The organism is Fimbriimonadales bacterium (genome assembly GCA_035559795.1).
GTDB lineage: Bacteria > Armatimonadota > Fimbriimonadia > Fimbriimonadales > ATM1 > DATMAR01.
In genome coordinates this window covers 484,743-505,994 of sequence record DATMAR010000012.1, presented here as the reverse complement: position 1 = coordinate 505,994, position 21,252 = coordinate 484,743, and the positions used below count along the sequence as shown (strand labels likewise).

The window sequence follows — 21,252 nt, the reverse complement described above, 5'->3', positions numbered from 1 at the left end:
TTTTACGTTTCTTGAGGTTGTTCGAAATAACGTCCAATCATTCCGAGAATGAGGCTCATGAGAATGCTTCCTACTAACGCAGAAAGAAAATCATCGACTCGATAACCCAAATCCATCGTTCCGACCCACCAAAAGATCAGCGCATTCACAATTATCCACGCAATCCCGAAAGTCAAACAATTCAGGGGGAGTGTAACGAACCTCAAAATGTTACCGATTGTGGCGTTTATTAAACCCAACACGGCGGTTGCCAAAAACAATCGCAATGGCTGGTCGAAATCCGCTTCGATACGAAGCCCGATTCCTTTCGCAATCGCAACGGATGCAATCAGACTGAGTACGCTGATTATCCAATAGATTAAAATTCGCATTCCGTTATTGTATTCCCATAATTTTCCCCGAAAGGATGGTTGACTTCACCCAATGAGGAAGGCATACTGATTTTTATGACTGCCAAAACGCCGATGCTCAGGCAGTATTTTGCAACAAAGGCACGGTATCCCGGTGTCTTATTGGCGATGCGCGTCGGCGACTTTTACGAATTTTACGGGGAGGATGCAGAAATTGCTGCGCGAGAGATGGAAATCACTCTTACTGGGCGTGACGACGGTAAGCACGGGCGTATTCCGATGGCTGGAGTTCCCTTTCACTCCATAGAGAAGTACCTCGCAAGGCTGATCAAAAAAGGCTACAAGGTTGCCCTTTGCGATCAGGTCGAAGACCCTAAACTCGCAAAAGGCTTGGTACGCAGGGAAGTAACTCGCGTTTTAACCCCGGGCACCGCTTTGGAAGATTCCCTCCTCGAAAGTACGAACAACAACTTTTTGGCATCTACAGCGATTTGGGAGGACGCGACAGGGGTGAGTTTCTTGGACCTTTCCACAGGCGAGTTTCTCGTAACGCAGATTGTGGGAAGTTCTGCGGACGAACTTCTCATCGAGGAAATCGCTCGGATGGCACCGGCGGAGGTGCTATTGCCTGAAGAGGCGGAGCAATTAATCCATTTGCTCGAAAAAATGAAATTCACGCTGACCAAGATAAAGGCATTCCCGCCCGGAGAAGCGCGGAAAAGATTATTGCGCCAGTTCGGAACCCCCACACTCGCTTCCTTCGGATTGGAGGAATTAGAAGCCGCGACATCCGCTGCTGGGACGATTTTGCGATATTTGGACGAAAACGAAGTTCCCAGCCAGCATATAGACCACATTCGCACTTATTCAATCGGAGATAGGATGTCTCTCGATACGGCGACGATTCGCAGTTTAGAACTTACAGCGAACATGGTGGACGACGGAAAACGGATGACGCTTTTCGAAGTTTTAGACCACACGATGACACCGATGGGAGCGAGGTTATTGAAAAGATGGATTACAGAACCTTTATTGATGAAAGAAGCCATCGAAGCGCGATTGGATGCCGTCGAAGCCTTGAAAGCGAATGCTTTGTGCCGCAACGAACTTCGCGTTATGCTCGATAAAGTTTATGATTTAGAGAGGCTCGTGAGTCGTGCCGCGACGGGGGTAGCGAATCCGAGAGATTTGGTTTCACTGCGAAACTCCATTGCACTGATTCCCGAGATTTTGGATGCGACATTTCCTGTGAATGTAGGTTCTTTAGTCGAAGCGCGTAGAGCGCTCTCTCCGGAGGAAGAACTTCTTTCGCGTCTAACAGTCGCTTTGGAAAATTACCCCCCTCCGACTGTGCGCGAGGGGGGGATAATCCGCTCGGGATACGATTCCGAACTCGATGAATTGCGAAAACTTTCCAAAGAAGGAAAGGAATACATCGCGCGTTTAGAAACCACGGAAAGAGAACGAACGGGAATCGAAAGATTGAAAGCCGGTTATAACTCGGTCTTCGGATATTACTTAGAAGTTCCGAAGTCGCAAATTTCCAAAGTGCCGGAGACTTATATTCGCAAACAAACGACTGCGAACGCGGAACGATATATCACAGCGGAGCTCAAGGAATTCGAAGCGAAAGTTTTGGGAGCAGAGGAACGCGCGCTCGAAAGAGAGTATGTGTTATTTTGCGAACTGAGAGCGGAGGTCAGCCAGCGAGCATCTTCGCTTTTGCGTTCTTCGAGGGCGATAGCGGAAATAGACGTTTTGCAATCCTTAGCAGAAGCCGCTTCGAGGTATGGTTATGTAAAACCGGAAATCCTCGAAACGAGAGAGTTGGATATCAGGGGGGGGAGACATCCGGTAGTAGAAATTCATGCCGGGTTAGGGAGTTTCGTTCCTAATGATTTGTTTTTGCATCCGAAACCGAATGATGCGTCTTCGGAAGAAGAAAGCGCGTATACCTCTTTGATTATTCTCACCGGTCCGAACATGAGCGGGAAATCGACGTATTTGAGGCAAACTGCGCTAATTACCTTGATGGCGCACATCGGGAGTTTCGTTCCGGCGAGTTCTGCGAGAATCGGATTGGTAGACCGCGTGTTTGCAAGAGTAGGCGCACGAGACGAACTTGCTACGGGTCAAAGCACCTTCATGCTCGAAATGGTGGAGGCGGCGAATATTTTGAATAACGCTACCGATAAAAGTTTGGTGATTTTAGATGAAATCGGGCGAGGGACGAGCACCTTCGATGGAATGGCAATCGCTTGGGCGATTGCGGAAAAACTTGCTGATATCGGAGCGAGAACTTTATTCGCAACGCATTATCATCAATTGAATGCACTTTCCGAGCAAGTTGCAGGAGTGCGCAATTTCAGAGTCGCCGTTAAAGAGGAGGGAGACCAGGTGATTTGGTTGCATAAGGTTTACGAGGGGGGTACAGACAAAAGCTACGGCATTCACGTGGCGAGGATGGCTGGACTCCCTCGAAGTGTCGTCGAGCGTGCTGCTGAGGTTTTGGCGGATTTAGAGGGTAGAGAGTACGTGCCTCAGGCATCGAACATTCGGACACGAGGGTTACAACTCGAATTGTTCGAAGCGGTTGAATCCGAGGTAGAAAAACGCCTTAAAGAAATGGACATCACAGCGTTAACGCCAGTGGAGGCGCTGGTTTTGTTAGATGATTTGAAGCGAAGCCTCACGCAGAGCAAATCGTAAAGCCGAGCGAATGATATACGAAGCAGAATCGTAGCGTACATCGAGAATCAAAATTCAAAAACGATAATCATGAGCGAAAAAGTGCGCATCGCCCAAGTTGCTCCGGATGTTGCCGTTCCGGGGATTCATTCCCAATACACTTATTCGATTCCCGAATCGTTGGTGGTGCGAGTGGGCGATGCGGTGATAGTTCCCTTCGGTTCGAGGATCGTTGTCGGTTACGTTTTCGAAATTTCGGAGATTTCGGAAAGCGAATTGGGATTCGATGCAAAGGAATTAAAAGCCATTCAAGACGTCATCGAGGGTTTTTCTTTGCCCGCGGATTTGATGAGGGTGTTGCATTTTATTTCTCGGGAATATCTTGCTCCGTTAGGTGCATGTGTAGCCTGTGCGATGCCGTCGGGGATTCGCTCACGACTGACGACAGTGTATCGAATGGCAGAGAAGTTTCCCTACGATGCTCCGGAACTATCGAAAGCGCAGAGGGAAGTTTTAGAAGTTTTCAAAACGAAAGGAACGATTACGGAAAAACAACTCCGTTCCGAAGAGAAAATCAATGCAGGTGTTCTCAGACAGTTAATCAAGAAAAAATTCGTCGAGAAAGTATTGACGTTTCTTCCGGAGAGCGAGAAACGGCATCGGTATTACGTCCTCGCAGAAGGGAAAAGGGTCGAGGAATTTTTGGAAAGGGAAGGAGAAAGAAAGCCAGCTCAAGCGGCGTGTGTTCTTTCCTTGAGAATTTCCCCACTCGTTCCGATGACAGTCGGAGAGATTCGAGCCTGCACGGGAGCATCGGAGGAGACCGTGCGGAAGTTGATATTGGGGGGGCTTTTGATTCCCCATGCGGAAAAGGATGTGACGGGAAAGGAATCGCAAAAGAAGCCCATTCTTCTCGTACCCTTCAAGAAACTCACCGCGGAGCAGGCGGTGGCATGGGAACAGATTCGGAAGGCAATCTGCGAGGGGGGGCACAGAGCGTTTCTATTGCATGGAGTTACGGGGAGCGGGAAGACTGAACTTTATCTTCGAGCGATTGCAGAGACGCTCGGTAAGGGAAGAAAAGCGATGTATTTAGTTCCAGAGATTGCGCTCACGGTGCAAATCGTTGAATCTTTACGAGGAAGATTCGGAGATGCCGTCGCCGTGATGCATAGTGCTTTGTCGGAAGGAGAGCGTTTGAGAAACTGGAAGCGAATAAGGGGGGGCGAAGTGCCGATTGTACTTGGGGCGCGGAGCGCCGTCTTCGCACCTATACCCGATTTGGGTTTAATCGTTGTGGACGAAGAACACGAGACGACCTATAAACAAGATTCTATTCCTCGTTACCACTTGCGCGAAGTTGCAGAGTTTCGAGCAAAAGATTCCTCTGCCGTTTTGATATTGGGTTCGGCTACACCTTCTGTCGAGACTTATTATCGCAGTTGCGATCCAGAAGCGGGTTCCGACGTCCTGTCGGACAAGGGGGGGCTCGTCCGCTTGACACTTACGAAAAGGGCGACGGATTGGAAATTGCCTTCCGTTACGGTTACCGATTTGAGGGAGATTTATCAGTCCGGCAAACCGGCGATATTAGGTCACGAGTTGGTCGAAGGAATTGCGGAGACTTTGGAAAAAGGAGAGCAAGCGATTCTTTTCATCAATCGCAGAGCGTATGCGACTTCGTTATTATGCAGAGACTGCGGGCATCAGCCGCAATGTCGAAATTGTTCGGTAACTTTGACTCATCATCGGGTAGGAAATCGTTTGGAATGTCATCACTGCGGCTTTCGGACGCGCGTTCCGGACGTTTGCCCGAAGTGCGGGGGGGCTCGTTTACGCCCTCTCGGTTTGGGGACGCAAAAAGTAGAAGAGGCGGTTCGTATGGCTTTTCCGGAGGCGCGCGTCGCTCGTTTGGATAGAGATGTCGCAAGGCGTAAGGGGGCAATCGAAACGATTTTCACGCAACTCGCGCAAGGAGAATTGCAAATTTTAGTGGGAACCCAAATGGTGGCGAAAGGATTGGATTTTCCGAACGTTACGCTCGTCGGGGTGATTGCCGCGGATACCGACCTTTCGATTCCGGATTTTCGAGCGACGGAAAGGACGTTTCAAATTCTAACGCAAGTCGCTGGAAGAGCCGGAAGGCACCGGCCAGGGCGGGTGATTATCCAAACTTTCCAACCCGAGCACCCTGCAATACGTTTTGCGTCGAAGCAAGATTACGAGGGTTTTTATTCCCAAGAAATCGAAGAAAGAAAACTTGCGAATTATCCGCCATTCGTTCGAATGGTTCGAGTTATTGCTTCTTCAGGCAAGCCTCTGCAGGCGGAAAGGCTTATCGAGCAGGCTGCGGTGTCCGTAGTAAAACGAGATGGGGTGGAACTTTTGGGTCCGGCTGAATGCGCGATTGGAAAACTGAAGGGGATGTATCGAAGGCATTTGCTTTTGAAATTGTCTCCGGATGTTTCTCCTTACGAGGTTTCTTTGCCGGAGGAACTTTTTCACCGTTCGGAAGGACAGATTGTCGTGGATGTAGACCCCGTGTTCTTGATGTGAAGTGTTTTTGCGATGTGGGGTTTCGTGTAAGCACTTTTTTCTATGGAAAGAACCTTTCCTTCCTAAACTCGGCATTTTGTAGAACTTAGGTCTATAATAATTTGTTTATAACATCAGCATGAGCGCTCCAGTGATAAAAGATTCTTTCGATATCGTCGTTCCAGAAGAGTTTCGACATCTTTGGGAATACAGCAAGGAACGACCGGTAGTCAAGTATCCAGCAGAGGTGCTGCGGAAAAAGGCTGCCCCTGTGGAGCAAGTGGACAAGAAAATAAAGAAGCTCATCCAAAGGATGACGGAAGTCGTAGAGCAGGCGAACGGAATCGGCCTCGCTGCACCCCAAATTGGGGAGTCTTTGCGAGTGATTGTGATTGCAATTCCCGATAAGCCTATCCAAGCATTAATCAATCCGGAAATCCTAAAAGCAGAAGGCGAGGCAGTCGGAGTGGAAGGTTGTTTGAGTCTGCCAGGACTATATGGGGAAGTGAAGAGAGCAGAGCGAGTCGAAGTAAGTTACTTATCTCCTGAAGGGCGGTTGATAAGAACCCAGATGGAAGATTTGGCGGCTCGTGTCGTCCAGCATGAAATTGACCACCTCGATGGGATTTTATTTATCGATAGAGCCGATCTGTCTACCTTACGCTGGGAGATTCCTGCTGGGGCGGAGCAAGTAGGCTAAGTGCGATTGGTCTTTTTCGGCTCTTCCGAGTTCGCCATACCTACCCTCAAGGCATTGAAAGAGCACTTTCTGCTCGTGGTAAGTCAACCGGATAGACCATCGGGACGAGGAGGGAGTCTTCTTCCGACGCCTGTGAAAAAAGCAGCATTGGAATTGGGCTTGCCTGTGGAGACACCGGAAAAATGTCGAGACGAGGAATTTATCGCACGGATTCGTTCCCTAAATCCTGATGCTCTTTTAGTAGTTGCATACGGACAAATCATGCCCGTGAAACTTTTAGAGTCCGCTAAGCGTGGGGGAATCAATATCCACGCATCACTTCTACCGAAGTATCGCGGGGCTGCCCCTATTGCGTGGGCGATTTTGAACGGAGAGACGGAGACAGGAATCACCATTATGCAGATGGATGCGGGGATGGACACCGGCGATATCATTGCGCAAGAGAAAACGGAAATCTTTCCAGACGAAACCGCAGGAGAATTGGCGAAGCGATTAAGCGAACTCGGAGCCAAGATGGCACTGGAATGGATGCCAAGGATCGTGTCGGGAGATTATCCGCGGACTCCACAAGACGAAGGGAAGGCATCGTTAGCTCCGAAACTTACATCGAAGGATGGCGAGCTGCACTTCGAAATGGATGCAGAGGATGCATATCGTCGGTTCCGAGCCGTGACTCCGAATCCTGGAGCGTATCTCGAAACACGTTTCGGGCGAATGAAAATACTCGAGGCGAAACGGAGTGAGTTGCGGGCGGAGAAAGCAGGCATAGTGCTTGCGATAGAAGGTGAGAGTGTGGTGGTTAGTTTTCTTTCGAACTCTTTGCGTTTACAGCGCGTCCAGATTGCAGGACGTAAGCCGATGACTGGAAAAGATTTTGTTAATGGTTACCGTTTACGAATCGGGGATTTTATTTCGAAATAGTGACTAAAGAAACATGTTTTTTTAAAAAAAACACGTATTTTTATGATGGACTTTCTTGACAGAAATTGGTGATAGGGGTATAAAACATTTGAACGAGGAAAAGTAGGGGCACAAAGATTTCCATCCCTCCTCACCGTACGCCCCGGCGCAACCCTCATCCCGACCTCCCCAGCGCCGGGGCATTTAATTTTAAAAAACCTTTTCTTCGTGAGATTTCTTCGAAAATACAGTAATATTGCGAGGAAACGGTTATAAAAAAACGGTTCGAGTAGAGAAATTCGAGGAATCAGGGAATTCGAGAAAATCAAAAAAATTGAAAAAACTTTTTCTTCTAACGGAACGTCAAAGGATGAAAATACTGACTGCCTATAAAAAGAAAGCCTATAATGAAAGATGTAGGATGTGTTAGAGAAATAGGCAGTATTCGGGGTGATTGGCAAGGCAGGGTTTGTTATAGTTTATGTCGCGAACATCATTCGTTTTAATTGTAGCGAGCGTTTTCGTTTTCGAAAACCTTATTTTGCTTTCCTTTTCTAATCCTCGTGCAGACACTTCTTATAATCCACGTGCTGGCGCGAGGTCGGGAGAGTTGACGATAAACTTGAGAGGGAAGCCTTTTCGCGCGCTTTATATTTCTGCCAATCTCGAACAAACGCGTGTAAAGTTGCAAATTGCGGGTGATACCATCGGGAGAGTGGAAGATTTGGGAACGATGGCATCGCGAAAAGGTGCCCTCGCGGCTATCAACGGAAGTTTTTTCGATGCATATTCCGATTTGCCGAAGAAAAATCCCACGAATGCGCTTATGACGGATGGCGAATGGGTGCATGTCAGCAACATCGGTTCTGCGATGTTATTCACTGCAAATGGCGATGCTCGTGTGGAACGGCTTTCTTTCAAAATCGAGGGTTCTCGCAACGGAAGTTACGATGCACCGAATTATTGGTATGCGTTTTGGATCAATCGTTTTCCGACTGCGAATACAGTTACGATTTTCACGAAAGCATGGGGGGACGAGACAGGATTATACGGGGATAAGCAAATTGCGGTTTCTGGGTACGGCAAAGTGATTGCAATTAGTAAAGAATCGCAGCCGATTCCGGATGGTGGTTTCGTCATTTACGTGAAAGGCGTGAAAGATAAAACCTTCGACCGTTTCGAAATAGGACAGGAAGTAGATTATCGAATCGTGTTGAAAAACGATGCGCCGGGTTTGCTGGAAGGAGTTACGGAAGTGATTGCGTGCGGTCCTGTCTTATTGAAAGATGGAAAGATAGTTTTGGATGCGAAAAAAGAGGGGTTTTCGAGCCCGAAAATTTTAACGAAATCGGCACTGCGAAGCGCGATCGGAGTTACTGCAGATAAAAGATTGCTTTTCGTGGCAACGCACGGAAAGATGGAGGATTTGGCGCAAATTATGCGCATTTTAGGCTCAAAAGATGCAATCGGTTTAGACGGTGGGGGCTCGAGTGGACTTTGGTGGAACGGAAAGTACTTGAGAAAACCGAAAAGAAAAATTGCGAACGCACTTTTGATCTTACCGAAGTAACCTTTCAAAAACTCCGAATATGTTTTTAGAATCTTATGGAGATTGTGGCTTTATAGCCACTTATGTAATCCTATTTTATTTTATGTCGAGTTGATAACGCTTGCTATTCCCGATTCCATATCGTAAAGCATTGGAATACATGTAGCAGTGCCGATGGTGATGCGTTGATGGAGAGGGGGGCATTCTGCTGTCAATTGTTCTATAGTGTGGAGAACGTTCTCTTTGATCGCGCGTGCGAAGATGTCAGATGTTTCTTTTTTCGCTCGCAGAACTGCTGGAAGTATATTCATACTTAGTTCGCCGCTGGTCGAAGGGTAAGTTCCTTCTAATACGGATTTCACCGCGAGGCAGTCAGTGTGCCCGACTACGGCGATAAGCGATACATCGAAATTTAAAATTGCAATTTCGACGCACCATTTAGCGCTTTCTGATGCTACATTGCCCGGCACTCTGCATACGAAAAGGGAACCGAGCGGCTGGTCGAAAATGATTTCTGGTGATACTCTACTGTCGGAACAGGCGATAACGCATGCAATTGGCTTTTGTTCTTTTGCAAGGAGTTGTCGCGCATACATGTCGTAGGTAAATAATTTTGGTTTTTCGTTGACGAAACGACGATTCCCTTCGAGTAGCGTATTTAGTGCGTTTTTCGCGCGTTCGTTCACGTGGAGATTTTACAGGACGAGAGCGTCGCGATGTTTTTGAGTGTTACCTGTTGAGTTTTTTATGTTATGTCAACCAGGGCTGTTTCTTAGAACCTCGTCTACTTCCATAGGGCTAATCAATACTTCTCTTGGCCTCGGACCGTCGCGTGGTGCGACGATGCCACGCTCTTCCATCATATCCAACAAACGCGATGCCCTTTGAAAGCCGATAGAAAAGCGTCGCTGGAGCATGGATGTACTCGCTTGTCCTCGTTCAGCGACCCATCGCACTGCATCTTCCCAAAACGGGTCTTCGGTTTCTTCGACGAGAAGCCTTGCTTCTTCTCGTTCTATCACGGCGGAAGCTGGATCGAGGATATATTGGGGGGGCGCCTGGGCTTTCCAGAATTGAACGATGCGTTCGACTTCCTCTTCCGAAACATAACATCCTTGCACTCGAGTGGGTTTATTTGCATCAATCGGTAAGAAGAGCAAATCTCCTTGCCCGATGAGATTTTCTGCTCCGGTGGAATCGAGAATCGTACGCGAATCCACTTGACTCGAAACGGCGAAAGCGATTCGACTGCTGATGTTCGCCTTTATCGTTCCTGTGATGACGTCTACACTCGGACGTTGCGTGGCAATGATTAAATGAATTCCCGTCGCTCGTGCAAGTTGAGCGATTCTGCATATGGAGTCTTCCACTTCTTTCGCTGATTGAATCATGAGGTCGGCAAGTTCGTCTATCACGACGACGATGTAAGGAATTTTTTCTGCAAAAGAGGCTTGTTCGTTGTATGCAGCGATGTTTCTGGTTTTCGCTGCTGCGAAAAGGTCGTATCTTCTATCCATTTCTCTCCAAATTTCTCGCAAGGCGACGGGCATTTGTTTGATATCCGTAACCACCGGGCAGACTAAATGGGGTATTCCATCGAAGAGGGAAAGTTCTACGCGTTTCGGGTCGAGAAGCATGAAACGCACGTCTTTCGGTGTATTCCTTAAGAGGAGGCTCGTGATCAAAGAGGCTAAGCAGATGGATTTACCGCTATTCGTAGCACCGCTGATGAGCAGGTGCGGCATTTGTGCTAAATCCGCTACGATATTTCCCCCCCCTACATTTTGTCCTAAACAAAAAGTCAATTTGCTTTCTGAATTCAGGAATTCCGGAGACTCGGCTACCTGTCGAAGGCGGACGATTGCGCGTTTTGCGTTAGGAACTTCGACACCTATTGCCGCTTTACCGGGAATCGGGGCTTCTACTCGAACGTGGCTTGCGGCAAGGCTCATTGCAAGGTTGTCTGCCAAACTTTTGATTCGCGATACTCGGATTCCGGGACCTAACTGGATTTCGTAGCGTGTGAGGGTCGGGCCATTGGCGATTTCGACGACGTTCGCTTCGATTCCGAATTCTTCGAGCGTGGATTCCAAAATCTGGATGTTTTGTTGAATTTCCGATTGAGAACGTTTCGGGGGGGCTTCCGGAGCGTCCAGAATCGTAAGGGGGGGCAGAGAGTAACCTTCTTTGGGAATGATTTCTGTTCGGGGAGGCGTAGGCTCTTTCGTCTGATTCGGGTCTTCTTGAAAACGCTCTTCGGTTTTCGGTTTTGGCGCTTTCCTTTCTTTTTGGGGTTCTTCTACGGGCATTTCGACGACGGCTCGTGGTCGTTCTTTGGGTTTGTGATTTCCCTTCCATTTCGAAGAAGGTCTCTTCGCAATGTCCTGCATACGGGAACGGATGTTTTCCAGAAGAACTTGCAGAGGAACATTCACGCACAGAATCGCCGCGACCATAGCGAGAGCACCAAGACCGACCCATTTCGCATCGCCTAAGAGTTTATGAAAAGCCCATCCTGTCAAAGCACCGATGTAGCCTCCGGTCGCTGTTACGGTTTGAGGGTCGAAATAATCTCCTGTAGCGGTAGGCCTGGCGATAAAGCCGAGAATCGCAAAAATCAAAAGCAACGCCCCCCAAATCATTGCTCCGAATGAAAGCGTCCTTTTACCTACGATGATGGCGATTCCGAAGGCAAAAAGGGCTATAGGGAAAACCCAAGCGGCAGTACCAAAAGCAAGATGGAAAAACCTTTCCATGAAACCTCCGAGAACGCCCGCATTCGGGCTAAGGAGGCTTATGAAGGTAATCACAGCCGAGGCGATGAGGAGTATTCCGAGGACGTCGAAAAGACGTTGTGGCGAATCTTGTTTTCCGCGCCTAACTACGCGCATGGGTTTCGTAGAAGTGCTCAACTGCCATCCTCCTTGACGGCGAACTAATATCCAAAGTGGCTTAGCCCACAGGAATTATAGAACAAATTGGTCTTTCCTTGGGAAAATTAGCGGTTCTTGTTAGTCTTTTCCCAGAATCTGCCTTGCGGAGTTGTGTCGTCGCTTTGTGGTTTGAATTTTTCTTCCGCAGTTTTTCCCGTGATAGGGACGGTTTGAGTAAAGCCTCGATTTCCTGCGAGATGCGCCTTGAGTGTGTCCATGGAGGGTGCTATTGCATTAGGGTTGATTTTCGGGGGCTCGGTGATATTTGCCATCTGTTCCTTCCAAGAGGGCTTTTCAGGCTCAGGGGGCGGAGGAGAATGACGGTCATAGCCACCTTCCTCGAACGGGGAGGTTTGCGCTTGGAGGAAGAAGACAATGCCCAGAAATAGAACTAAGATAGTGCCTAGCACGAGGCTGTTCGTTTTTCCTTTCATGATTCGATTAACAAGTTTTCGAGGAGAATTTATTCTATAGTTTACCGGTGGATCGAAAAAAGTTTACCGGTGAATCGAAAAGTTTACCAATGTATACGGGAAAATGGCTCAAAGAAATAGTCGCATCATCGCATTAGATGCGACCCTCATCGGTGGAACGTATACGGGGGATTCCGTTTATTGGACGAATCTCGTTCGAGCGCTTTCTCGTATCGAACACGAATTCGAATTCCTTCTCTTATCTCAGAATTCGCCGAAAGAAATAAACTTGTCGTCAGAAAACTTTCGTTTAGTAACCCTTCCGAAATATCCGAAAAGGTGGTTGAGTTGGGTTACGATGCCTTTGTTGGCGAAGAAACTGGGTGCGGAGGCATTTCACACTCAATACACTCTGAGCCCATTCGCCAAGAATGGCATCACGACCATTCACGATGTGAGTTTTTTTCTGCATCCTGAATGGTTTCGTTTCAAAGACCGGTTTCTTTTGAGAACTTTCGTTCCCGGCTCGGCAAAACGGGCAAAAAAAGTCATCACAGTCTCCGAGGCGAGCAAAAAGGATATCGTCCGTTATTTGAACATTCCTGAAAATAAGGTTTCTGTTACACCGCTTGGCGTGAACGAAAATTTTTTTCCCCGTAATGAGAAAGAAATTTCAGAAGTGCTGAAAAAATACGGAGTCGAAAGACCTTATCTTTTATGCGTTGGAACGCGTTGGCCAAGGAAGAACATCGCGCTCGTTATTCAAGCGATGAGATTTTTGCCGGTGTTCATACCGCACAAACTCTACGTAGTTGGAAAAGCAGGGTGGGGGGACGAACCTTATCATCCTCGCGTTCGATTTTTGGGATACGTGAGCGATGAAGACCTTCCTGCGCTTTATACCGCTGCAGATATTTATTTGTGTCCGAGTTTATACGAAGGGTTCGGACTGACTGTGTTGGAGGCTTTCGCCTGTGGAACTCCTGTCATCACGAGCGTTGCGGGAGGCTTGTGCGAAGTGGCAGGTGATGCCGCAGTAACAATGGAAAACATGACCGCGGAAGCATGGGCAGAGGCTATACGAGCGCTTTTAGCCGATTCGAGTAAGATTTCCGAATTGAAAGAGAAAGGCTTCGCACGAGCGAAACTTTTCAATTGGCAAAAGACAGCAGAATTGACTTTAGAGGTATACCGAGAAGTAGTGGGATGACCGAAAAAATGATAGACGAAAAACTTCTCGAGATCTTAGGATGTCCTCGATGCGAGTCGAGGCCAGCGCTCGAACTGCGTGGAGAGTTTCTCGTTTGCACGGAATGCCGCTACGGCTATCGCATCGTAGAAGGTATTCCGCATTTATTGGTAGAGGAAGCGGTTTCTGAAACGGAATGGAAAAAAGAATTGGGAGAACGGGATGCCTGAACCGAAACGCGCGTTGATTCTGCACGGTCCTAATTTGAATTTAACGGGACAGCGCGAATTAGATGTCTACGGGACGACGACCCTTGCAGAGATAGACGAAGATATTCGAAAGCATGCGACGGATATCGGCTTCGAAGTTCGGATATTGCAAAGCAATCACGAAGGGAAATTGATCGATTTCATCCACGAGCATCGAGGTTGGGCGTCTGGAATCGTAATCAATCCGGGGGGGCTCGGGCATTATTCCATTTCGCTACGAGACGCCTTGGTTGCCGTGAAATTGCCGATTGTCGAAGTTCACTTGAGCAATATTTATGCGAGGGAGGAATTTCGAAAGCATTCCGTGATTTCGGATATCGCGGTCGGAGTGATTTCCGGTTTCGGCGGATACGGGTACATTTTGGCAATAGACGCTTTGAACGACCTTTTGGATAGAATTTTATAAAATGGAAACCATTACGAAACTAAACTCATTAGAACGCTTGCGCAATCGCATGCGAGAAAAAGAAATCGAGAATGCTTTGATTTCCTATATCGAAAACGTACGTTGGCTCACGGGATTCAGTGGGAGTTACGGAATGAGCATCGTCACGAATCGCGAACATATTTTCATTTCCGATAGCCGCTATCGTGAACAAGCGAAGGAGCAGGTGAAGAATGCAGAAATCGTGATTTTTCAAAGCCCTCGTCTCGCTGTGGAAGTTTTGCAAGAGGAATTGGAAAAGCGAAATATTAAGCATTTAGGTTTCGAAGCGGAATACGTAACGGTTGCGACCTACGAACAATGGAAAGAAAAAATGCCGGAAGTGGAGTTCGTGGCAGTCAAGGAACTCGTAGACCCATTGCGGATGGTGAAATCTGAGGAGGAAATCTTAAAAATTCGCTATGCCTGTGGAGTCGCGGATGCGTGTTTCGAACATGCATCGCGCATGTTTCAAGCCGGTGTCACGGAATACGACATCGCTTTGGATATCGAGTTTTATATCCGTAGACAAGGGGATAAAAACGCATTCGACCCGATTGTCGTGAGTGGGGAGCGTTCTTCTAGGCCACACGGAGAACCGAGCGAAAAGAAATTGGCAAAGGGAGATTTCGTTACCTTGGATTTCGGAGCAAGTCATGAAGGATATTGCAGTGATATAACGCGAACCATCGTTATCGGTGAAGCGAGCGTTCGTCAACGCGAAGTTTATAATGCGGTGTTGGAAGCACAATTGACTGCAATAGATGCGATGAAACCCGGGGTGGGGGCGAAAGAAATAGATGCCTTGGCGAGAAATGTATTAGCAAAATACAATTTGGATTCTTATTTCGGACATGGATTAGGTCATGGGTTGGGAAGGTTGGTTCATGATGTCGGAAGAATGAATGCGACCTCGAAAGACGTTTTGGAAGAAGGACAAGTTTGGACTGTAGAACCGGGAGTTTACATCGAGGGATTCGGCGGCGTTCGCATCGAAGACGACGTTCTGATTACGAAAGACGGCGTAGAGGTGTTGACGAAGTCTCCTAAAGAATTGAGAGTTTACTAACGAAACACTTTCGAGGATTTTTTTTCAAATTCTCAAGATGTACTTTTAAAGTTTTTTCAAATTTAGAGTTTTTATTCAAATAACACGAAACTCTGTATCACATCCTGGCGTAAAGAAACACATGCCAGAAAAACGGACTATCCGAAGAGCGCAGAAAGCGAAACGCCGCGGCAAATCCCCGACAACGCAAGCTGGTGAATTCGTTCGTGAAGAAATCCATCATGTACGCAAAGGAGAGCACGGAGTGCGTTCTGCCAAACAGGCGATTGCTATCGGTTTATCCAAAGCAAGACGTGCCGGGGTGAAATTACCTCTCCCCAAAGAAGGAAAAGTTTTCGAAGAGACTCGGGAAAAAGCAAAACGCGAGTTGCGAACGGGAAGATCTCGACGCAAGAGAGTCTCTCGCACAAGGTCGCGGGCAATTACGCGAGCGTTACGTCGCGAAGGTGACCTCCCCCTAATATCCGGGGGGATTGTTAGCTTGTGGTAATGTATGACCTGAACTGACGCATTAAACTCTACAGCGTATAATTCAGGTGTTCGATGGATGCATTGACTTGGGGAAGATTTCAATTCGGTTTTTTAGCGACGTATCATTACATTTTCCCGCAGCTTACGATGGGTTTGGCGCTTCTCATCGTGGTGCTGAAAATTCTTGCTCTTCGAAAGGGTGACGATGCTTACAATCGCGCTGCGCAGTTTTGGGCGCGCATTTTTGCAATCAATTTCGTCGTAGGCGTCGTTACTGGCATTCCTTTGGAGTTTCAATTCGGCACGAATTGGGCTCGTTTTTCCACTTATTCGGGTGGGGTAATCGGTCTCACACTTGCCTTGGAAGGGCTGTTCGCTTTCTTCGCAGAATCCGCCTTTTTAGGTTTATTTTTATTCGGGGAAAAACGACTCAGCGCCAAAGGGCATCTATTTGCTGCCGTTATGGTCTTTTTAGGCGCTTGGCTATCAGGATATTTCATTATCGCTACGAATGCATTCATGCAGTATCCCGTTGGTTATCGAATGACTTCGGAAAACACTTTGCAACTTGCGGATATGTGGCTCTATCTTTTCAATCCATGGGCAATTTGGCAGTACTTACACAACATGAATGCTTCCGTAGTAACTGCCTCGTTCGTGATGTCTGCGGTGGGAGCGTTTTATCTTCTTTCCAATCGTTTCGAAAAGCAAGGAAAAATCTTTTTGAAAGTCGGAGTGATATCAGGATTTATTTCATGTGTAGGACTATTGTTCCCTACGGGAGATTTCCATGGAAAAATGGTGGCGAAATATCAACCTGCTGCATTAGCGGCAATGGAAGGGAAATTCGAAACAGGGGATAAAGCGGAACTCGCAATTATAGGGCAGCCGGATGTGGTCAACCGGCGATTAGAAAACCCTATCTACGTACCTTATGTGCTTAGTTATCTCGCCTACGGTTCGTTCGGCGCGGTGGTGAAGGGACTCAACGATTTTCCCGAAGACGAAATTCCCGATAACATCGAGTTGCTTTATTACGCTTATCATATCATGGTCGGATTAGGGACGATATTTATTTTGCTCATGTTAATTTCGGGCATCAAACTTTGGAGAAACACACTTTTCCAATCCCGAGCGATGCTGTGGATCTTGATGTGCGCTTTTCCTTTTCCTTACATTGCCAACAGCATGGGTTGGCTCGTGGCAGAACTCGGGCGTCAGCCTTGGTTGATTTATGGATTGTTTCGAACGAGCGAAGGAAATTCCGAACTCGTGAGCGGAGGAAACATCGCATTCAGTTCCCTCGGATTTATGGGGATGTATTTGGTCATCGGAGTTTTGTTTTTGTATCTCATCGGAAAGGTGATCGCCAAAGGTCCAGAAGAGGCGATGATCATAGGGGGGGGAGCATAAATGGAAACTGTGTGGTTTTTCATCATCGCTGCCATGCTCGCCGTTTATGTGGTTTTAGACGGGTTCGACTTCGGAGCGGGCATTCTTCATCTTTTCGTTGCGAAAAACGAAGGTGAGAGGCGAACCGTCATCAATGCAATTGGGCCCTTCTGGGACGGTAACGAAGTATGGCTGCTTGCCGGAGGGGGGGTACTCGTTTTTGCTTTTCCGAAGGCTTATGCAGTCGGGTTTAGCGGTTTTTATTTGCCGCTTATCATGGCGTTATGGCTTTTGATTCTTCGAGGGATTTCTATCGAGTTTCGAGGATTAGAAACGAACGCATTGTGGCGAAGTTTTTGGGATGGGGCGTTCTTTTTCTCTTCTTCTCTCATGGCAATTATTTTAGGCGCCGCGCTCGGCAACGTAATACGAGGCGTGCCCATCGGTGAAACGGGATACTTTTCGGGACCTCTTTTTACCGATTTTCGAGTCAGCGAAAACCCGGGAGTTTTGGACTGGTACACCGTCACTGTAGGTGTATTCGCTCTCGTGGTGTTGACTTTGCATGGGGCGCTTTTTCTTTCCTATAAAACTTCCGGAGAAGTGCAGAAACGTTCGCAATCGCTGTGCCTTCCGCTTTGGTTCGTGATGGTTCTCGTCGGTGTTTTAACGACAATTGCAACTGCGCAGGTGCGCCCTGATTTGTACCGAAATCTCCTCGGGCGACCATGGACGTGGGTTCTCGCTTTCGGCGTGATTGTTTCGACGGTGTTGATTCCGCTGTTCGTCGTTAGAAAACGCGATCTCTTGGCGTTTTTATCCTCTGCTGGCTTTATTGTTTGCATGCTTGCAGCGACGGCTGCAGGTTTGTATCCCACGATGCTCACTTCGACGATTAATCGTGAATTCGATTTGACGATACACAACGCTGCTGCTGGTCCTCTCAGTTTGAAAGTGGGCATTATATGGTGGGGGATAGCGATCGTGTTGGCAGTTTTTTATTTCGTGCACTTGTTCCGCGCATTCAAAGGAAAGGTATCGCCAGAAACGGATATTTATTCCCATTGATGGGAAAAAGTTATCCGACCCATATGTTTCGATACGAGTCGATATCGAAATATTCCGTTCGTTTCCCTTCGAAAAGCAAACGCAAAGTCAAGATTTCATAGGGAGATAGCGAAAATCCGAGCAAGGAGTTTTCGATTGCGAGCGATTTATCGCACTCGTCTCCTAAAGGACTTACGGCTCGCGCAATTTCTATCTTCCATGGGAAAAGGAGGCGGATATTTTGTTCTTTTCCTTCCGTTTCGAAAAGACGAATCTCCAATTCTTCTCCGATTTTACGGACAGCGGAAAGAGATGCTTTTCCTTCCTGGATAGAAACGAGAAAATTTTCTCCTCTCGTTTCTTTTCCTAACGGATGCCATCCTAACGCAAGTTCTGCGCACTCTAACAAATCCATGTTGCTCACGTTTGGGAGATGAGGAATTAATGCGAAATCCATAGTCGCCTGGGGTAACCAATTTTCTCCATCCCATGCATCCACGTTGTATAAAACCGCGTCCATTCCGTTTTCTTTGGCAAGAGCGAGGCTGTTTTGTGCGGAGACGTATTGCAGCCCCCCCCTTTCTCCTTCGAGGAAAACGAAGGATTGATGCACTATTGGCTTTGGAATCCATTCTTCGATTTGAGGGCTCGTGAGCCAATGTCCTGTAGGTTGCCGATGAAGCCATTCTCCGTTCGGATGGAGTTGGACGACGGCGAAAGGGGTATCCACTTTCAAAGCACGAATGGGAAAGGAAGGTCGTAAAGGGAGGAAGACGGATTCGAGAATGCCCGTTTTCGGTTTTTCTTGGAATTGAAGCATGATTTGTCCACGAAGAAACTCGCTATCATGAGGTGCGTGCCATTTCAAAACTCCTCGCCCGCACGGGATTACGAATTCAGAAGTCACGAATAGCCCTTCTTCGTGTTTCACGACTCGTGGGGGGGTAGTAATCTTTGCATGCATCGGTAACCCGAACGGTTCCGAAAGAAAAGAAAAGCCATCCATTTTCATTTCGACGATTTCGCCGGTATTTAGTGAAATAGCGGTCTTGCCGTTTGTATTTTTTATGAAAAGACGTTCTCCGCTTTCTTCGTATTCTCTGGGAGTCGGTTCGCTTTTACGTTTTCCGAAAACTTGGTCGAGTCGTTTCCCGCAACGTCGAACGATGTCTTGCGATAGCATGATTGCGGTTTGCGCGTAACGCCTTCCCACGTGGTCGGTTAGTCCTTGACATTCGAAGGCATCGTGCCCCTGAGAACAAAGAAGGTTTTTCCACGCTTCATGAAGTTGCCATTCCGGATAACTCGAAAATTGCGGATAGGGCTGACCGAGAAAACTGCACCATGCGGCGAGATATTCGGCGCGCGTGATGGTTCGTTCGGCTTGCCGCCAAAGTTTCGGTAGGACGTCTCCATTTTTTCCTACGGAAATCCCATGGAACGTTTCATCCAAAGTGTATTCTTTTGCAGGAATAGATTTTTCATTGCGATGTGTTTCGAAAAATTCTTCGAGAAGTTGCGGTTTCGTTACAAAATCCTTTTCCTGGAGCATATCTTTTAGATAGGGAAGTACATATTCCGTTCTCCACATCCAATCCGGTTTGTCTAAAATTTCGAGCCACGTAATCATAAGAGGTTCATCGGGTTCGTTTGCAATGACGTCACGAAGAGTGCGTGCTATCGTAGGTATTCCTCTCATCAGGCAGCGTTCGGAATACGGAATTGCGTAAATTTCGCTTCCGCCGATTCCTTTCCATCGTATCATTGCCTCTTTTTCTTTCGGGAAGGTGGGGGTCGACCATGTGTGTTGCGGAAATAGCAGTGCTCCTTCGTAACCGAGTTGTTTTAGGATTTGGGGAAGTTGCGGGAAAAAGTGAATTTCCTCTTCGGAAAAGATTTTAGGTGTTTCTCCGAGTGCGTTTCTCATTGCTCGAATTCCGAAAAGGAATTGTTGGATGTTGCTTTCTGTTCCGGTTAGGATTCCGTAAGGCTGCGTATATGTGCCCCCCCATATTTCGAGAATGTCTCGCGATAGAGAATCCTTTATCCATGCAATCGCCTCCGGGTCGGTGATTGCTAATTCTTCGATTCCTTTCCCGTCTAAGTTCAATCCCGCTTTGAGTCCTGTTTCTTCGAGGGTTCTTCTTAGGCATCGGATGCTGTTCGAAAGCGTGTCGAGCCCCCATTCCCAAACCATTCCCGTCCAGTGCATATGAAAGCCGAAGACGAAACGAAAATTCTTCGGAGTTTTCATGTATGAATTTCAGAATACTCTCAAAAAAACGAAAAAACGACACGGGTTTTACCCCGTGTCGTCGTAACGGTAACGATTTGGCAGGTTATTTTTTGCGGTTACGTGGAGGAGGATTTTCGAACTTGAAGGGTTTTCCTAACATCGTCTCCCATTTCTTTCTCTGCTCTTCGGTTAGAACTGCGAGAATTTTCTTGTCAGTCTCTTCACGTATTTTGCGAATAGCTTCCATTGCTTCTTGACGACCACCTGCCCCACCGCCTTGCTGGAACAATGCACGCATTTCTTCTTGAGATTTATTCAAGATTTCTTCGATTTGTTTTTTCTGCGCTTCGCTCAGTCCCAGTTTTTCTTGCACTTCCGGTCGGGCAATTGCAGAAGGACCTTCGAGTTGCAGGCGCAGTTCTTGTAGGCGCTTGAACTGCTCCGCATTCAGAATTTCTTTGATTGCCGCTTCCATTTTTTGCAAGCGCTCTCGCATGGCATTCGGGTCGCGGGCACCTTGCGGGTCGCGTTGCCCTGGTTGTCCTCGAAACTGCTCTGATAAAGCCTCGATTTTTGCGATTTGTTCTTGGGTGAGTTTGAGTTCTTTGCGAACATCGTCTCTGCGAAGCAATCCGAAGTATCCGCCTCTTCTGCCCATTCCGCCCTGCCCGAAGCGAGGACGGTCTTGACCTTCTTGTCTTCCTACCCCTCCGCCGCTTCTGGGTTCTTGCTTGAGGGTTTTGGAAGAAATAGCAGGCACCTTAGAGGCGTTTTCGACTTTGCCTGACTTCAAGCCTTTAGGCTCTTCGGATTTAGGTTTATCCGTAAACTCGGCGGGGAAATCTGCCTTTTTCGAAATGTCGGATTTCGAAGTGTCGGAAACTTGCTCTTCCGAGGGATGGGCTGTTTGGTCGAGGTTGGAGGAAAGTTGTTTCTCTTTATCTGGGTTTACTGCATTCGCCGCTCCTCCACAACCGGCTAATGCCCCACTCATCAATCCAAGGCTGACCAAAAATAGAGTTATTTTGTTCATCTTTCGACAAACCTCCATGGAGCGAAAGGTTATACAAAGTTACGTGTTTATCTT

General features: G+C 47.6%; 18 protein-coding genes. 12 read left to right on the top strand and 6 right to left on the bottom strand.

Annotated elements, in window-relative coordinates; all coding sequences use genetic code 11:
- Window positions 1-2: 2 nt before the first annotated feature.
- Window positions 3-371, bottom strand: a complete 369-nt coding sequence (locus VNK96_09425; GenBank protein HWP31924.1) for a phage holin family protein — start codon at window positions 369-371, stop codon at window positions 3-5.
- 75 nt (window positions 372-446) lie between these two features.
- Here VNK96_09425 and mutS point away from each other — a divergent pair, with 75 nt between their 5' ends.
- From mutS to VNK96_09400, 5 genes are all read left to right on the top strand, one after another.
- A complete protein-coding gene (gene mutS, locus VNK96_09420; protein ID HWP31923.1) occupies window positions 447-3,059 on the top strand; it encodes a DNA mismatch repair protein MutS in 2,613 nt (870 codons plus the stop codon).
- A gap of 69 nt (window positions 3,060-3,128) precedes the next feature.
- Window positions 3,129-5,594, top strand: coding sequence for a primosomal protein N' (gene priA / locus VNK96_09415; protein HWP31922.1), 2,466 nt, complete (start codon window positions 3,129-3,131; stop codon window positions 5,592-5,594).
- Window positions 5,595-5,712: 118 nt separating this feature from the next.
- The gene (def, locus tag VNK96_09410) at window positions 5,713-6,273 is read left to right on the top strand and encodes a peptide deformylase (protein HWP31921.1); all 561 of its coding nucleotides are present in this window, start codon (window positions 5,713-5,715) and stop codon (window positions 6,271-6,273) included.
- Window positions 6,274-7,194: a methionyl-tRNA formyltransferase gene (gene fmt / locus VNK96_09405; protein ID HWP31920.1), complete on the top strand. Its 921-nt coding sequence runs from the start codon at window positions 6,274-6,276 to the stop codon at window positions 7,192-7,194.
- Between the two features lie 460 nt (window positions 7,195-7,654).
- Window positions 7,655-8,743 (top strand): phosphodiester glycosidase family protein, encoded by a 1,089-nt coding sequence (locus VNK96_09400; GenBank protein ID HWP31919.1) that lies wholly within the window; start codon window positions 7,655-7,657, stop codon window positions 8,741-8,743.
- Window positions 8,744-8,823: 80 nt separating this feature from the next.
- Here VNK96_09400 and VNK96_09395 read toward each other — a convergent pair whose 3' ends face one another.
- The 3 genes from VNK96_09395 to VNK96_09385 all read right to left on the bottom strand — a co-directional run bounded on the left by VNK96_09395 (window position 8,824) and on the right by VNK96_09385 (window position 12,089).
- Window positions 8,824-9,408: a carbonic anhydrase gene (locus VNK96_09395; GenBank protein HWP31918.1), complete on the bottom strand. Its 585-nt coding sequence runs from the start codon at window positions 9,406-9,408 to the stop codon at window positions 8,824-8,826.
- A 69-nt stretch (window positions 9,409-9,477) separates the two neighbouring features.
- Complete coding sequence (locus VNK96_09390) at window positions 9,478-11,634, bottom strand: DNA translocase FtsK 4TM domain-containing protein (GenBank protein ID HWP31917.1); 2,157 nt, start codon at window positions 11,632-11,634, stop codon at window positions 9,478-9,480.
- An 86-nt stretch (window positions 11,635-11,720) separates the two neighbouring features.
- On the bottom strand, window positions 11,721-12,089 hold the full coding sequence (locus VNK96_09385; protein ID HWP31916.1) for a hypothetical protein: 369 nt from the start codon (window positions 12,087-12,089) through the stop codon (window positions 11,721-11,723).
- A gap of 103 nt (window positions 12,090-12,192) precedes the next feature.
- On the opposite strand from VNK96_09385, the gene VNK96_09380 reads away from it, so the two are divergent.
- The 7 genes from VNK96_09380 (at window position 12,193) to cydB (ending at window position 17,950) form a co-directional block, all read left to right on the top strand.
- A complete protein-coding gene (locus VNK96_09380) occupies window positions 12,193-13,278 on the top strand; it encodes a glycosyltransferase family 1 protein (protein ID HWP31915.1) in 1,086 nt (361 codons plus the stop codon).
- Window positions 13,275-13,487 carry a Trm112 family protein gene (locus VNK96_09375; protein HWP31914.1) on the top strand — a complete coding sequence of 71 codons (213 nt, stop codon included), beginning with the start codon at window positions 13,275-13,277 and terminating at the stop codon, window positions 13,485-13,487. Before VNK96_09380 ends, VNK96_09375 begins: the two co-directional genes overlap by 4 nt.
- On the top strand, window positions 13,480-13,932 hold the full coding sequence (gene aroQ, locus VNK96_09370) for a type II 3-dehydroquinate dehydratase (protein ID HWP31913.1): 453 nt from the start codon (window positions 13,480-13,482) through the stop codon (window positions 13,930-13,932). The genes VNK96_09375 and aroQ overlap by 8 nt, the downstream gene beginning before the upstream one ends.
- A gap of 1 nt (window position 13,933) precedes the next feature.
- Window positions 13,934-15,019, top strand: coding sequence for a Xaa-Pro peptidase family protein (locus VNK96_09365; GenBank protein HWP31912.1), 1,086 nt, complete (start codon window positions 13,934-13,936; stop codon window positions 15,017-15,019).
- A 121-nt stretch (window positions 15,020-15,140) separates the two neighbouring features.
- Entirely contained in the window at window positions 15,141-15,509 is a 369-nt protein-coding gene (locus tag VNK96_09360) for a DUF6496 domain-containing protein (GenBank protein HWP31911.1), read from the top strand.
- A gap of 53 nt (window positions 15,510-15,562) precedes the next feature.
- On the top strand, window positions 15,563-16,903 hold the full coding sequence (locus VNK96_09355) for a cytochrome ubiquinol oxidase subunit I (protein ID HWP31910.1): 1,341 nt from the start codon (window positions 15,563-15,565) through the stop codon (window positions 16,901-16,903).
- Window positions 16,904-17,950 (top strand): cytochrome d ubiquinol oxidase subunit II, encoded by a 1,047-nt coding sequence (cydB, locus tag VNK96_09350; GenBank protein HWP31909.1) that lies wholly within the window; start codon window positions 16,904-16,906, stop codon window positions 17,948-17,950.
- Between the two features lie 10 nt (window positions 17,951-17,960).
- On the opposite strand, the gene VNK96_09345 is transcribed toward cydB, so the two are convergent.
- Together VNK96_09345 and VNK96_09340 are read right to left on the bottom strand one after the other, a co-directional pair.
- Complete coding sequence (locus tag VNK96_09345; protein HWP31908.1) at window positions 17,961-20,183, bottom strand: hypothetical protein; 2,223 nt, start codon at window positions 20,181-20,183, stop codon at window positions 17,961-17,963.
- 85 nt (window positions 20,184-20,268) lie between these two features.
- The gene (locus tag VNK96_09340; GenBank protein ID HWP31907.1) at window positions 20,269-21,198 is read right to left on the bottom strand and encodes a hypothetical protein; all 930 of its coding nucleotides are present in this window, start codon (window positions 21,196-21,198) and stop codon (window positions 20,269-20,271) included.
- Window positions 21,199-21,252 lie beyond the last annotated feature (54 nt).